At 66.3% G+C, this 12,626-nt stretch carries 15 protein-coding genes; 10 read left to right on the top strand and 5 right to left on the bottom strand.

Annotated elements, in window-relative coordinates:
* Positions 1–45: 45 nt before the first annotated feature.
* The gene (locus tag ASD82_RS12395; RefSeq protein ID WP_056718135.1) at positions 46–2,880 is read left to right on the top strand and encodes a TonB-dependent receptor; all 2,835 of its coding nucleotides are present in this window, start codon (positions 46–48) and stop codon (positions 2,878–2,880) included.
* A gap of 98 nt (positions 2,881–2,978) precedes the next feature.
* On the opposite strand, the gene tsaA is transcribed toward ASD82_RS12395, so the two are convergent.
* Positions 2,979–3,524 (bottom strand): tRNA (N6-threonylcarbamoyladenosine(37)-N6)-methyltransferase TrmO, encoded by a 546-nt coding sequence (tsaA, locus tag ASD82_RS12390; protein ID WP_056718134.1) that lies wholly within the window; start codon positions 3,522–3,524, stop codon positions 2,979–2,981.
* Positions 3,525–3,588: 64 nt separating this feature from the next.
* On the opposite strand from tsaA, the gene ASD82_RS12385 reads away from it, so the two are divergent.
* The 4 genes from ASD82_RS12385 to ASD82_RS12370 all read left to right on the top strand — a co-directional run bounded on the left by ASD82_RS12385 (position 3,589) and on the right by ASD82_RS12370 (position 6,001).
* Positions 3,589–3,963, top strand: a complete 375-nt coding sequence (locus ASD82_RS12385; RefSeq protein ID WP_056718173.1) for a YciI family protein — start codon at positions 3,589–3,591, stop codon at positions 3,961–3,963.
* Between the two features lie 2 nt (positions 3,964–3,965).
* Positions 3,966–4,487 carry a hypothetical protein gene (locus ASD82_RS12380; protein ID WP_056718133.1) on the top strand — a complete coding sequence of 174 codons (522 nt, stop codon included), beginning with the start codon at positions 3,966–3,968 and terminating at the stop codon, positions 4,485–4,487.
* A gap of 49 nt (positions 4,488–4,536) precedes the next feature.
* A complete protein-coding gene (locus ASD82_RS12375; protein WP_056718132.1) occupies positions 4,537–5,205 on the top strand; it encodes an energy transducer TonB in 669 nt (222 codons plus the stop codon).
* 82 nt (positions 5,206–5,287) lie between these two features.
* Positions 5,288–6,001: an HAD family hydrolase gene (locus ASD82_RS12370; protein WP_056718131.1), complete on the top strand. Its 714-nt coding sequence runs from the start codon at positions 5,288–5,290 to the stop codon at positions 5,999–6,001.
* Positions 6,002–6,014: 13 nt separating this feature from the next.
* On the opposite strand, the gene ASD82_RS12365 is transcribed toward ASD82_RS12370, so the two are convergent.
* Positions 6,015–6,308 (bottom strand): hypothetical protein, encoded by a 294-nt coding sequence (locus ASD82_RS12365; RefSeq protein ID WP_056718130.1) that lies wholly within the window; start codon positions 6,306–6,308, stop codon positions 6,015–6,017.
* A gap of 95 nt (positions 6,309–6,403) precedes the next feature.
* Positions 6,404–8,368, bottom strand: coding sequence for a winged helix-turn-helix domain-containing protein (locus tag ASD82_RS12360; RefSeq protein ID WP_056718129.1), 1,965 nt, complete (start codon positions 8,366–8,368; stop codon positions 6,404–6,406).
* A 24-nt stretch (positions 8,369–8,392) separates the two neighbouring features.
* Between ASD82_RS12360 and ASD82_RS12355 the strand changes: the two genes are divergently transcribed.
* From ASD82_RS12355 to ASD82_RS12340, 4 genes are all read left to right on the top strand, one after another.
* Positions 8,393–8,878 carry a hypothetical protein gene (locus ASD82_RS12355; protein ID WP_157599259.1) on the top strand — a complete coding sequence of 162 codons (486 nt, stop codon included), beginning with the start codon at positions 8,393–8,395 and terminating at the stop codon, positions 8,876–8,878.
* 45 nt (positions 8,879–8,923) lie between these two features.
* Complete coding sequence (locus ASD82_RS12350) at positions 8,924–9,901, top strand: PD40 domain-containing protein (RefSeq protein WP_056718127.1); 978 nt, start codon at positions 8,924–8,926, stop codon at positions 9,899–9,901.
* A gap of 107 nt (positions 9,902–10,008) precedes the next feature.
* A complete protein-coding gene (locus ASD82_RS12345; protein ID WP_056718126.1) occupies positions 10,009–10,464 on the top strand; it encodes a putative toxin-antitoxin system toxin component, PIN family in 456 nt (151 codons plus the stop codon).
* A 56-nt stretch (positions 10,465–10,520) separates the two neighbouring features.
* Positions 10,521–10,709 (top strand): CPXCG motif-containing cysteine-rich protein, encoded by a 189-nt coding sequence (locus tag ASD82_RS12340; protein WP_056718125.1) that lies wholly within the window; start codon positions 10,521–10,523, stop codon positions 10,707–10,709.
* A 14-nt stretch (positions 10,710–10,723) separates the two neighbouring features.
* Here the strand turns inward: ASD82_RS12340 and pncA are convergent, their stop codons facing one another.
* Positions 10,724–11,353: a bifunctional nicotinamidase/pyrazinamidase gene (pncA, locus tag ASD82_RS12335; RefSeq protein WP_056718124.1), complete on the bottom strand. Its 630-nt coding sequence runs from the start codon at positions 11,351–11,353 to the stop codon at positions 10,724–10,726.
* A 100-nt stretch (positions 11,354–11,453) separates the two neighbouring features.
* Here pncA and ASD82_RS12330 point away from each other — a divergent pair, with 100 nt between their 5' ends.
* Complete coding sequence (locus tag ASD82_RS12330) at positions 11,454–11,840, top strand: hypothetical protein (protein ID WP_056718123.1); 387 nt, start codon at positions 11,454–11,456, stop codon at positions 11,838–11,840.
* Between the two features lie 4 nt (positions 11,841–11,844).
* Here ASD82_RS12330 and ASD82_RS12325 read toward each other — a convergent pair whose 3' ends face one another.
* The gene (locus ASD82_RS12325; RefSeq protein WP_056718122.1) at positions 11,845–12,624 is read right to left on the bottom strand and encodes a PHB depolymerase family esterase; all 780 of its coding nucleotides are present in this window, start codon (positions 12,622–12,624) and stop codon (positions 11,845–11,847) included.
* Between the last annotated feature and the right edge of the window lie 2 nt (positions 12,625–12,626).

The following is a 12,626-nucleotide window of genomic DNA, read 5'->3' as shown; positions in this document are numbered from 1 at the left end:
AGTGCATCGGCACATGGTCAATCCTGAGTGGAGTGCATCTATCCCATGAAATTGAAAATACTTGGTGCCATCGTGACGTCGCTGCTGTCGATCCCGGCAGCACACGCGTGGGCCAGCGACCTTCAGAACACCGTGCCCGACACTCCCGTGGCGGCTCGGGACGTGGCTGTGGGGAGTCAGGCCGACAAGGCCGACAAGCAAAAGAAGCCGGCTGCCGCGCCCGAGGTCAAGCAATTGCAGGCCCTGCAGGTAACCGGCTCGCTGATTCCGCGGGCACAGGTCGAGGGCCCCTCGCCGGTCATCACGGTGACCGCCAAGGACATCGAGCAGCAGGGTTTCGGCAATGTATTCGATGCGCTGCGCGCGCTGCCGGTGTCCAACGGCTCGGTGCAGGATCCACAATTCACGGGAGGCTACACGCCCGGCGCCAAGACGATCAGCCTGTTCGGGCTGAATCCGAGCTTCACCCTGACACTGCTCAACGGCAAGCCGATGACCAGTTACCCGCTGGCCTACAACGGCAGCAACAATATCGTCGACATCGCCAATATCCCGGTCGGCATGATCGACCATATCGACGTGCTTACCGGCGGTCAGTCTTCCATTTACGGATCGGCGGCCATTGCCGGCGTGGTCAATATCGTGTTGAAGGACCACGTGGAAGGTACCCATGTGAGTTTGCGCATGGGCGGCTACAACGACGGTGGCGGCGACAACCAGCGCCTGCAACTGAGTACGGGACACCGTTGGGGCAAGCTGGATGTGAGTGCCGGCTTGCAGGTATCCAGGGAGACACCGGTCTGGGCATTCCAGCGCAGCTACATCGACTCCTACGATGACGATCCGACCGGCAAGCCGGGGGTGCCTTCGCGGACCTTCCTGCGCATGGCTGCCGGGGCAAATCCGCATTACATCGATCCGGGGGCGGACGCCTGCGCGCCATTGGGCTATTTGTATTCGGGCACCACCCGATACAGCCATCGTGATGGCGCCAGCCTGGGCAATTACTGCGGCAGCCCGAACAACGTCAGCCTGGCGTCGCTCAGCAACAAGAGCACGGACGTCAACGGTTCGCTGTTCCTGCGCCACCACATCAACGACAACACCGAGTTGTACTCGGACATGCTGTACAGCTACAGCAACCCGACCTACAGCGGCGGCAGCCCGTTCTGGAACCAGACCTTCTACAACCAGACATCCGGCCAGTACGAACAGTGGCAGCGCATCTTTGCGCCGGAGGAAGTCGGCCTGGATGCGAAGGACCAGCACGTGTTCACCCATACCTACAACGCCAGCTTCGGCATTCGCGGCGGCATCGGCGATACGGACTGGAGCTACGACGCTTACTACAACCGTTCTCAATCCAGGGCCGTGCGCAAGTCGACCGACTTCCTCGCCAACAACGGCGTCGATGCGTACTACCTCGGGCCGCAGCTGGGTACGGATGCTTCCGGCTATCCGATCTTCGCGCCCCATCTGGATCGGTTGTACCAGCCGCTGACGACGGCGCAATACCAGCAGTTCTCCGCGACCAATCGCGCCGCGTCGATGTCATGGACGCAGAACGAGACGATCACCGCCAACACGACCGACCTGTTCCAGTTGCCGGCCGGACCGGTGGGTTTCGCCGCGATCGTGCAGGCCAGCAACGAGCGTTTCGACAACCGTTCGGGCAGCCCGCTGGCCGATGAAGGCTATTTCCGCGGAGTGGGTGGCTCCACCGTGGCATCCGGTGCGCGCTCGCAGTACGCCGCCGGTGCCGAGATGCAGGTGCCGTTGCTGAAGACCTTGAGCGCCAACCTGTCGGCGCGCTACGACAAGTACAGCTACGACGGCGGTGGCAATGGCAAGGCAACCTACAAGTTGGGCCTGGAATACCGGCCGATGGACCACCTGCTGATTCGTGGCAGCTATGCGACGGCGTTTCGCGCGCCGGACATGTTCTACCTGTTCTCCAGCCGCAGCAGCGGCTATTCCACCGCGACCGATTACTACAAGTGCCGCGCGGCAGGTTACACGTCGGACAATTTCGACAGCTGTCCGCAGGCCGGCGGATCGATGCTTGCCGTGTCCAGCGGCAATACGGGCCTGAAGGACATCACCGCCAAGTCATTCACCTACGGCTTCGTGTGGTCGAATGCGGACAACAACCTCAGCTGGTCGGTGGATTACAACGCGATCCGTATCTCCAATGAAGTGGCGATCCTGGGCAGCGACGAGATCCTCGACCTGGAGGCCAATTGCCGCCTGGGCATGTCCGAGAACGGGCAGACCGCCTACGACATCAACTCGCCGACGTGCGCCGAGGTACTGGGTGAGGTGCAGCGTCTGCCGGCCAGCGACCCGGTCAATCCCGGCGGCGTGCAACAGGTTTCGACCTATCCGATCAATGTGTCGTCCGAGTACCAGACCGGTATCCAGTCGAACCTGACCTACCGGCTCGATGCCGGTGCGTGGGGCAAGTTCATCTTCAGCGGCGACTACTACAACGAGTTCAAGCACACCTGGCAGGAAAAGCAGGGTGATCCGACCTACGACCTGTTGTGCTGTGCCAATTCCGATGAATTCAAAAGCCGCGTCAGTGGCAGCCTGACCTGGAATATCGGCAACTGGAGCTCAACCGTCTACGGCATCCGCAACGGCAATACGTGGAACGCCATCGGCACGGCGAAGAACATCGCGCCGTGGGTATTGTTCAACGGCAGCGTGCGCTACCGGCTCAACCCGATGGCCTCGATTGCGCTGGTGGCGAACAACATCGCCAACAAGCGTCCGCCGCTGGATCGCACCAATGGAAATTGGCCGTATTACGACGTGGGCAACTACAACGCCTATGGCCGCGCGGTCTCGATCGAACTGGGACTGGACTTCGGCCAATGAGCTGGGTGCGGATCGTGTCGCGCGAATGGCGCGGCATGATCCGCCCTGTCGGGACGTGGCTGTTTCAGGTGCGGAGCGTGCGCGCCGGCGACGATGGCTTAGTTGCCCGGGGACGAGCGCGGGCGCTTCGGCCCGGGCGCGGAATGCCGGCCCTGCGTTGCATCGATTTCGTCGATCCAGCCGGCACGCGAGGCCGGAAACGCATCGGCGTAGGGCACGTAGGGCTTGATGTCGAGGATCGGCGTGCCGTCGAGCAGGTCGACGCAGCGTACCTGCAACACACCATCGCCCACCGCGACCAGTTCCACCGCCGACAGGCCGAGCGCGTTCGGTCGGTGTGGCGAACGCGTGGCCAGTACGCTGCGCTTGCCGCCGCCGCGCGGCGGGCGCACCTCGGCCTTCCAGCCTTCGCTGCGATGGAAGGCGAACACCAGCCAGATCCGTTCGAAGCCGGCCAGGTCGCGGTAGGCTGCCGCGGGGAAGTCCGCGATGAACTCGATCGTGGCCTCGGCCGCTTCCCGGGTCTCGGTGCCGGCCACCACGGTGGACTGGTGCGGCGCGTCGATCCGCCGCGCATACGGTGAACGCACGAAGGCGATCGGCGGGCAGGACGGGGCGCTGGAGGTATCGTGGGCGGTGCTCATTGCGGCATTATCCACCCTCGCCCTGCCTCTCCATGGTTCCGTGAACCTTCCCGCCGAGGACGCCATGAAATACCTCGTGATGATCTACTGCGACGACGCCTTGCTGGGCGCACTGCCCGAAGGCGAGTTCGATACCCTGATGCACGGTTGCTTCGTCAAGGCCGACGCCTTGCGCGCCAACGGACAGCTGCACGATTCGCAGCAACTGGAAGCACCGGCGACCGCGCGCACCGTGCGCGTGCGCGACGGCCGCACCAGCGTGGTCGACGGCCCTTACGCCGAAACCAAGGAATACCTGGGCGGCTTCAACCTGATCGAGGCGGCCGACATGGACGAGGCAGTGCGCATCGCCTCGAACTTCCCGTGGTCGCGCACCGGCGCGATCGAGATCCGCCCGATCCGCGACATGGATGCGGTGCGCCAGCGGGTAGGTGCGTGAGCATGCGTGACGACGACGATTTCGAGGACGACCGCGACTTCGACGAGGAAGACGATTCGATCGAGGCGCGGGTGTGGCAGCTTCTGCTGCTGATCAACCCGGGCGACGAAGACTCCGCGCTGCAGCAGTTCACCGCCTACCGCGAAGCGGTGGCCGATGGCGACGAGTCCGAGCCGGTCGAGCTGGTGGCGCGGGTGATCGACTGGCGCGCGGGCTTCATGGTTGCCGAGGACGACCTGCGCTCGCTGGTGCAGGCGCTGGACGAACTCAGCGCGCGCTGGAACCTGTCGATCGACTGGAACGGCGACCCGGACGACGACGATTATTTCGATGATCGCGATGCCGGCAGCGTGCTTGGTATCGCTTACGACCGGCTGGCCGAATCCGGCTATACCTTGTGGACCTGGGAAACCGAGGACGACTCGCATGCCGGCTGGATCACGCTGAGCCGCGACAACGAGCCGATGCGCGAACTGGCCACGGCGCTGCACATCAACCTGCGTCTGGGCAGCGATTTCAGCTGAATCAGCGGCGCCATCGTGTGTTCCGGGTGGAATACAAAAGGGGATATCCATGAGAACGGGCATCGCAAGCCTGCTCCTGCTCCTGACCTGCATTGGCACGATCAGTGCGCAGCAGGTGGTACGCAGCTATCGTGCCGACGTGGCGCTGGACATCGACACGCAGGGGCATGTGGCGAAGGTAGCGCCGCCGGAAGATTTGCCGGCTGCGTTTGCGCCATCGATCCAGCAGGCGGTGTCGCACTGGCAGTTCACGCCGGTGATGAAGAATGGTGTGGCCGTCACCGCCCGCACCTATGCACGGATCAAGCTGGAAGTCCTGCAACAAGGGCCGGACAAGTACGGCGTACGTGTGGTTCTGCTTTCGAGTGGCCCCAGCCTGATCTTTACCAAGCCACTGAAATATCCCCCGAGCATGATGCGCTCACGCACGGAGGCCACGATGAGGATCGATGCGATCGCCCAGCCGGATGGTTCGGTCACCGATGTGCAGGTAAGCCAAGTCAAGGTTTCCGGCGAGCTCTACGGTAGCGCTGAGCACGCGGAAAAGGTATTTGAGAAGGCTGCGCGTGAAGCCATGCAAGGTTTGCAAGCCAAGCCAGAATGGATCGACGGCAAACCGGTGGCGACGAGTTTCAGCACGCCGCTGTCGTACAACCTGATGGGAGCTTCCCAAGATGCAGGTACGGCGACGGGCTCCGCAGTTGGAGCGGCACGCTGAGGGCGGGCTACCGGATGGCTATTCCATTCCCGCTGCGATATCCGCACCGGGCTCCTGCTGATTGAATCGAAGGTTTGAACGCATGCTGCAACTGATCGGCTTCGATGGCGACGACACGCTGTGGCACAGCGAGGGCTACTACCGCGAGGCGAACGACGCGTTCGCCGCGATCGTGGGCCGCTACGTGGACCTGGGCGACCAGCGCGTGCACGACACCATGCTGGCCACCGAACAGCGCAACCTGGAGCTGTTCGGCTACGGTGCGAAAGGCATGGCGCTGTCGATGGTGGAAACCGCGATCGCGCTCAGCGAAAGCCGCATCAGCGCCGCCGACATCCACCGCATCGTCGCGCTGGGCAAGAGCGTGCTGCAGCATCCGGTGGAACTGTTGCCGGGCATCCGCGAGGCGGTCGAGGCGGTGGCCGCGCACCACGACGTGGTGCTGATCACCAAGGGCGACCTGTTCCACCAGGAGAAGAAGGTGGCGCAGTCCGGCCTGGCCGACCTGTTCCGCCGCATCGAGATCGTGTCGGAGAAGAACGCCGCCACCTATCGGCGCGTGCTGGGCGAGTTCGACCTGCAACCGGCGCAGTTCGCGATGGTCGGCAACTCATTGCGTTCGGACATCGAGCCGGTGCTGCGCCTGGGCGGCTGGGGCGTGCACATGCCCTATCACGTGACCTGGGCCCATGAACTGGAGAGCACCGTGGAGGCGAACGATCCGCGGATGGTGAGCGTCGACGCTCCCGCCGGGATCGCCGCGGCCGTGGCGCAACTGGCGCAGCGTTGCCGGTAATGCCGGCGCCAGCTCAGGCCGGATCGTCGGCGGGCCGGCTGTCGGCGGACTGGTCGTCATCGAAGCCGGTATAGCCTTCGGGAAAGATCGGTGTGCCGTCCTGTTCCAGTCCGCTCATTTCGGCCAGCGCCTTGGCGGCAGCCGTCTCGGCCACCGTCTTGTCGCGGAAGCTGCGGTTCTCGCAGATCGCGTAGTACACCGGGAAACCGTGGCGGCGTGGCGTGATCGCCAGCCACGCGGCGTAGCGCGAGCCTTCCAGGGTGGCGCCGGAGCGGGCAAGGTAGTTGTCGAACTCGCGCTCGGCCATGGCTGTCGGTTCCGCTCGGAAAGCATGCATTGTATAGGGATGGCCGCCGATGCCGGCGCGTCGAGGCAGGGCCCGTCCTCGAAGGCGGACGCGCTTCAGCGGTTCCGCGCGCTGTTCGCGGCGCGGATCTGGTCGATGCCCAGCGCCTCGCTTTCGCCCGGTGGCGGCAGGCCGGTCTTCCGGCAGAACGCGACCAGGCGCGAATCTTCGCGGAAACGCAGGATGAGCGGGTCGCTCAGCATGAACAGGATGTCGTGGGCCGGCGCGCGCTCCAGCCATTCCATGGTCCTGTCCGCGTCGCCGCGCAGCGCATAGGCTTGCGCGACCAGATAGGGACTGGTTTTCGCCCAGACCTTGTCGGCGAGCACCTTCGCCAGTGCCGCATCCGCCTCTGCGCGGTCCGGGGAAATCTGCGTGGCGATCGCCAGATTCATTTCACGCCACGGCGAGAGCTGCTTGCGGGCGGCCTCCTGCGCGGCATCCACGTCGCCGCGCGCGATGGCTACGTACATGAACTGGTATGGCCGGGATGATTCCGGTGGCGACAGGTCCTCGGCGATGCGCAGGTACTTCGTCGCCTCGTCCAGCCGGCCAGTCGCCGTCAGCAGTTTGGCGTATTCGAAATCGTTGACGTTGTACAACGGCTCGATCGAGAGGAGTTGCTCGCGCAGCCGGATCGCCTCCCCCAGTTTCCCCAGGCCGGCCAACACGAAACCGCAGCCATTGAGAACCGTGCCATCCTCAGGCGCCAGCTGCACGGCACGGCGGCACTCGGCCAAGGCGCCGCGGGCATCGAAACTGTAGAACTGCAGGTAGGCGCGAGCTGCGTGGGCCTGGCCCAGGCCGGGCGCCAGTTGCAGCGCCTTGTCCGCTGCCAGGCGCGATTGGCGCAGCTGTTCGCGGGCCACCGCGGGAGGATCGTCCCGGAACGCGGCGACGGTACTCCACGATCCGGACAGGTACGCCCATGCCATCGCGTATTGCGGGTCCAGCTGCACGGCCCGGGCCATGTGCTCGGCGGCCTTGGGGAAATCCTGGTTGTGCCAATGCTGCAGGCCCTGCAGATAGACGTTGTAGGCGTCGATGTTGCCGCCGGGTGGGCGGTCGTTCGGTCTTGCCGATGCTCCGGGCGACAGCAGCTTCAGCTGCAGCGCACCGGCCACCGCCTGGGCGATCTCGTCCTGCAGGGCGAACAGGTTCCTGTACGGCCGGTCGTAGTGCTCGGTCCACAGCGTGCTGCCGTCGGCGGCGCGGGTCAGTGACGCGTTGATGCGCACGACGTCACCGGCGCGCTGCACGCTGCCGGCGAGCAGGTAGGCCACGCCCAGCTTGCGGCCGATCGTCGCGCTGTCGTCCTTGCTGTCGCGGAAGCGGAAGGCCGAGGTGCGACCGATCACCTTCAGTCCCTGGAACCGGGACAACGCGTCGATCAGGCTTTCCGACAGGCCGTCGGAGAAGTACACCTGCTGCGCGTCGTTGCCGGCGTTGACCAGCGGCAGCACCGCGATGCTCCGCTCCGGGACCGGTCCCGGGGCGCTCGGCGCATGCGGCCACCATGTCCAGCCGGCGAAGGCGAGCAGCGCCAGCAGCGGCAGCAACCACGGCAGCGCACGCGGTACGGCGCCCCGGTCGCTGGCGCGCCGCCCGCTGGCGCGGGGCGGTGGGGCTGAGAGCGGCACCGGCACCATCGGCGCTGCCGGCACGGATGCCTGCAGGGCCTGCGGCGGGTCGTCGGGCGCGGCTTCGGGAAGGTCGAAGCGGTAACCCACGCCATGCACGGTGTGCAGGTAGCGCGCCGCTTTCGCGTCCTCGCCGAGCGCGTGCCGCAACAGGGTCATCAGCCGGTTCAGCACCCCCGGGGTGACGTGGCGGTGGCCCCAGACGGCGTCGAGGATCTCGTCGCGGGTGAAGACCCGGCCGGGGGTGCCGGCGAGCAGCGCCAGCACGGCGAAGGCCTTGGGTTCCAGCGGCTGCTCGATGCCGTCGCGCAGCAATCGCCGGCCCGCGAAGTCGATCGCGGATTCGTCGAAGGCGAGCGGGGCGGGCGTTGAGGGGTCCATGGCGTCCTGTGGCGGTGCACGTGGGTGGACGAAAACCTGCGCTGCGGGGCGGCCCCCAATGTTTTCCCAAGGAATCCAAGCAATGTCCAGTGCTTCCCCAGCGGCGGCCTCAAGACCCGTGGCGTCGCATTCCCGAAGCTGGCCACACCGGCATCCGCCGGCACGTCGCCCGAGGAGATCGCCATGAACCGTCGCCTTCGTTTCGCCGCCGTCCTGCTCACGGCATGTATCGCACCGGCCTTCGCCCAGGAGGGCGCGGCGACGCTGCTGTCGGTCCGGGTCACCGGGTTCGTCGCCGATTGCGCGTCACCCCGCCTGCCCACCCAGCGCCAGGTCGAGGCATGGACCGGCCTGCACAACTTCGGCCAAGTCTACGCCGCGCGCGAGCGACTGATGGCCGGAATCGGTCGCGCCTGCCAGGGGCGCGGCGTCGATAACGTGCAGGTCGTGATGCACCGGCTTTCGCAAGGCGAGCCGCGGCTCGTCGCCATGGCGCGGCAAGCCCGCTGAGCGGGGCTTGCCGCGGTTGTCCATCTCATACGCAAGGAGATACGCATGAACCGCAAATACCCACAATGCGCACTGGCCATCGCCGTGGTCCTGTCCGCCAGCACTTACGCCAGGAACTACGGCGCGTGGAGCAACGCGGTGCCCGCTCCCGGGATTAACACCGCGGCGGCCGAGGGCTGCCCGATCGAATCGCCGGACGGTAAGTACCTGTACTTCATGTCCACCCGCAATGGCGGCCTGGACAACTGGCGTGCGAGCTGGAACGTCGCGCTGCGCAGCTGGGAGCACGCCGCCAACCTCGGTGCGCCGGTGAACTCGCCCACCGCCGCCGACTACTGTCCCACGCCGTTGCCCGGCAAGTGGCTGCTGTTCGTCAGCTCGCGGCAGAACGCCGGGGACTGCGCCGGCTGCAAGGCGATGCCGGCGCCGCCGCCCGGCAGCCCGCCGGCCGGCGACATCTTCCTGACCCGGGAAAACCCCGCGCACGGCTGGGGCACGCCGGTTGACCTGGGCGGCTACGCGGACGGCGGCCCGAACACCCGGGGTTCGGAGTACAGCCCGTCGGTGGTGGAAACCGCCGAGGGCACCTTCCTGTATTTCTCCAGCGACGGCTATCCGGACAGCAAGAGCCATGACATCTACATGAGCCGGATGCGCGCCGACGGCACGTTCGGGCCCGGCGTGCGCGTGGCCGAGCTGAGCACCGACGCCGCCGACCTGATGCCGAACGTGCGCCGCGACGGGCTGGAAATCGTGTTCAGCAGCAACCGCGCCAGCGCCGATCCGCGCAATCAGGACATCTGGCATGCCACGCGCCCGGACACCGCTTCGCCGTGGACGGTGCAAGGTCCGATCGAGAACACCGCCGTCAACACGCCGGACGGCGCGGAAACCCGCGCCACATTGTCGGCCGACGGCACCCGCCTGTACTTCGGCCGCAAGCATTTCGCCCAGGTGCCGGCCGACCCGGGCGATGTCTACGTCAGCACGCGCGTCAGGTTGAACAGGAGCGGCGGCGACTGAACCTGCGCGGGGAACAAGGCCGCGGCGGCCATCGCCATCGCGGCCTGTTCGTTTCGTTCCGGGCGCGTGCCGTGCATCGCATGGCCTGATTGCCGCATCATGGCGTGATGATTGCCGCCTCTTCGCCACCACGCGTCGTGCTGGACACCAACGTGTGCCTGGACATCTTCCTGTTCCACGATGCGCAGTCCGCGGCGCTGCACGTGGCGATGCGCGAGGGCCGCATCCAGGCGGTGACGCGCAGAGACTGCCGCGCCGAATGGCTGCGCGTGCTGCACTATCCGCAGGTGCCGATCAGCGCCGAAGCCCGACCCGGCATCGAGGCCGCGTTCGATGCCCTGGTGCACTGCCTGCCGGACGAACAGGCCACCGCGTCGCCTGGGGTATCGCTGCCGCGCTGCGCGGACCCGGACGACCAGATGTTCCTGGAGCTGGCGCAGGCCTCGGGTGCACGCTGGCTGGTCAGCAAGGACAACGAACTGCTGAAGCTGGCGCCGCGCTGCGCCCGCGACGGCTTGTTCTGGATCGGCCTGCCGCAGGCCTGGTCGCCGCGCCACGGTTGACGACCGCGTCACCCGGCTTCGTGCTGTACTGGCCTGGCTACCCGTGGAGATGCGCCATGCTCACGCCAGAGATCATCGATTGCCCGTATTGCGGCGAATCCATCGGCATCCTGATCGACGCCTCGATTTCCAGCCAGCAGTACATCGAGGATTGCCAGGTGTGCTGTCGCCCGATCACGCTGAGCGTGGAGGTCGACGAGGACGGTGCGATCGCGGTGCGCGCATCCGGCGAGAACGATGCCTGAGCGAGCCCGCGCTGCTACACGATGCCGATGCCCTGCTCCAGCAGCGCGGCGCGGGTGGTTGCATCGCTGACCGGCGTCACCGGGCGGCTGAGGTCCCACAGCACGCTGGCGCGAAAGCCGAGTTCCCGCGCATCCTGCGCCGTCCACAGCACGCAGACGTCGCGGGCCAGTCCGCAGACGACGACCTCGTCCACGCCGCGTTCGCGCAGCCAGCCGGCCAGGCCGGTGCTGGGGCGGCTTCCATCCGGGCCATGGTTCTCGCGAAAGCCGCTGTAGGAATCCACCGCGGGATCGCTGCCCTTGCGGATCACCGCGTCCAGTGCCGACCAGTCGATGCCCGGATGCAGCTCGGCCCCGGCCGTGCCCTGCACGCAGTGATCGGGCCACAGCGTCTGCGGCTGGCCGTACAGGTCGATCCGCTCGAAGGCGGCGCGTCCCGGATGACGGCTGGCGAACGACACGTGACCTGGCGGATGCCAGTCCTGCGTGGCGACCACGTGGCGGAAGCGGCGCGCGCGCAGCAAGGCGTCGATGCCGGGGATGATGGTGTCGCCCTCGTGACAGGCCAGCGCGCCACCGGGCATGAAGTCCGGTTGCACGTCGACCAGGATCAGCGCGGCATGGGCAGGGCGGTTCGATGTCATCGACGGTTTCTTGTGGATCGGTCGGCGAAAGTCTAACCGGAACCGGCTACGCGACCGGATGACCCATAATGGCCGCAGGCATACGAACCGGGGGCGCGCAGTGCAGTACGACCAGTCGTGGATGGGATACGGAATCATCGGTGGCCTGCAGGCCGGCCTGATTTCCGCCGTGGCGGGATTCGTCCTGTTCCTGTTGTTCCACTGGCTGGGTCGGCGCAATGGCTGGAGTTACGGTCCGCAGATCGGCTGGTCGTTCCTGCTGGCCAGCGCACTGACCGTCAGCGGCGACCTGTGGAACCTGTTCTATTTCAATTACGGGCGGATGCAGTCGCTGCAACTGCTCAAGGTGAAGCTGGCCGAAGTGCACGATCCGGACAGCATCGGCCTGCGCACCCTGTGCGAAGTGCTCGGCGTGGCCGTGGGCATCTACCTTGCCTGGGCCCTGTGCAGCGGCGACTGGAAACACCGCTTCGGCCGCCGCCGCTGAATCTTCAGCGCGCCGGCAATCGGTGCGCGAACAACCACGGCCACAGCCCGTCGGTGGCGTACGCGGCCTGCCATGAGCCGTGGTTGAGCGTGGCAAATTCGGTATAGCGCACGTCGGCGTGGCGCGCCTTGAGCGCGGCGGCCATCTGCCGCGATTCCCGCGGCGGCACCACATCGTCGAGTGCGCCGTGGAAGATCCATACCGGCAAGTTTCCGATGTGGGTGGCGACCCAGGTGTACGGATCGTCGATGCCGGCGGGGATGCCACGCAGGTACAGGTCGGCGTTGTCGTTCGGGTGACGGATACCGCCGCAGATGATCGCGGCGGCGGCGAACAGCCCCGGACGATCCACCGCGATCTGCCATGAGCCGTAGCCGCCCATTGACAAGCCGGTGAGGTAGAGCCGCCGGCGATCGCCGTGCCAGGCCTTGATGCTGTCCTCCAGCGCCTGCAGCGCCATCTTCTCGACCGCGCCGTTCCAGCGAGCTCCCTGCGGTGCCTGGGGGATCACCACTACGGCGGGGAAGTCCCTGTGCTCGACGAGCCACGGCGGCAGGCCCTGGCTCAGCTGGGCGCGGTTGTCGTCGCCGCGTTCGCCACTGCCGTGCAGGAACAACACCACCGCCCAGTGCCGTTTGGCCGTCCAGCCGGCCGGAACGAAGACCTGGTAGCGATGTGTCACGCCGTCCAGGACTAGTGAGCGTTCGTCCAGATGCGCCGGTTCGGCGGCGTGGCCGGCAATGCATGCCGTCATCAGGCACAGCAGCAGGGCGAGCTGGCGCATGG

This window comes from Rhodanobacter sp. Root179 (assembly GCF_001428465.1).
In the GTDB taxonomy this organism is placed as follows: Bacteria; Pseudomonadota; Gammaproteobacteria; order Xanthomonadales; family Rhodanobacteraceae; genus Rhodanobacter.
Note: the sequence above shows the minus strand (reverse complement) of the source record. Positions and strands in the feature narration are given on the sequence as shown.

Coding starts and splice junctions, on each gene's coding strand:
- ASD82_RS12395 (WP_056718135.1), top strand. CDS start 46: ATGAAATTGAAAATACTTGGTGCCATCGTGACGTCGCTGCTGTCGATC.
- tsaA (WP_056718134.1), bottom strand. CDS start 3,524: ATGAGCACCGCCCACGATACCTCCAGCGCCCCGTCCTGCCCGCCGATC.
- ASD82_RS12385 (WP_056718173.1), top strand. CDS start 3,589: ATGAAATACCTCGTGATGATCTACTGCGACGACGCCTTGCTGGGCGCA.
- ASD82_RS12380 (WP_056718133.1), top strand. CDS start 3,966: ATGCGTGACGACGACGATTTCGAGGACGACCGCGACTTCGACGAGGAA.
- ASD82_RS12375 (WP_056718132.1), top strand. CDS start 4,537: ATGAGAACGGGCATCGCAAGCCTGCTCCTGCTCCTGACCTGCATTGGC.
- ASD82_RS12370 (WP_056718131.1), top strand. CDS start 5,288: ATGCTGCAACTGATCGGCTTCGATGGCGACGACACGCTGTGGCACAGC.
- ASD82_RS12365 (WP_056718130.1), bottom strand. CDS start 6,308: ATGGCCGAGCGCGAGTTCGACAACTACCTTGCCCGCTCCGGCGCCACC.
- ASD82_RS12360 (WP_056718129.1), bottom strand. CDS start 8,368: ATGGACCCCTCAACGCCCGCCCCGCTCGCCTTCGACGAATCCGCGATC.
- ASD82_RS12350 (WP_056718127.1), top strand. CDS start 8,924: ATGAACCGCAAATACCCACAATGCGCACTGGCCATCGCCGTGGTCCTG.
- ASD82_RS12345 (WP_056718126.1), top strand. CDS start 10,009: ATGATTGCCGCCTCTTCGCCACCACGCGTCGTGCTGGACACCAACGTG.
- ASD82_RS12340 (WP_056718125.1), top strand. CDS start 10,521: ATGCTCACGCCAGAGATCATCGATTGCCCGTATTGCGGCGAATCCATC.
- pncA (WP_056718124.1), bottom strand. CDS start 11,353: ATGACATCGAACCGCCCTGCCCATGCCGCGCTGATCCTGGTCGACGTG.
- ASD82_RS12325 (WP_056718122.1), bottom strand. CDS start 12,624: ATGCGCCAGCTCGCCCTGCTGCTGTGCCTGATGACGGCATGCATTGCC.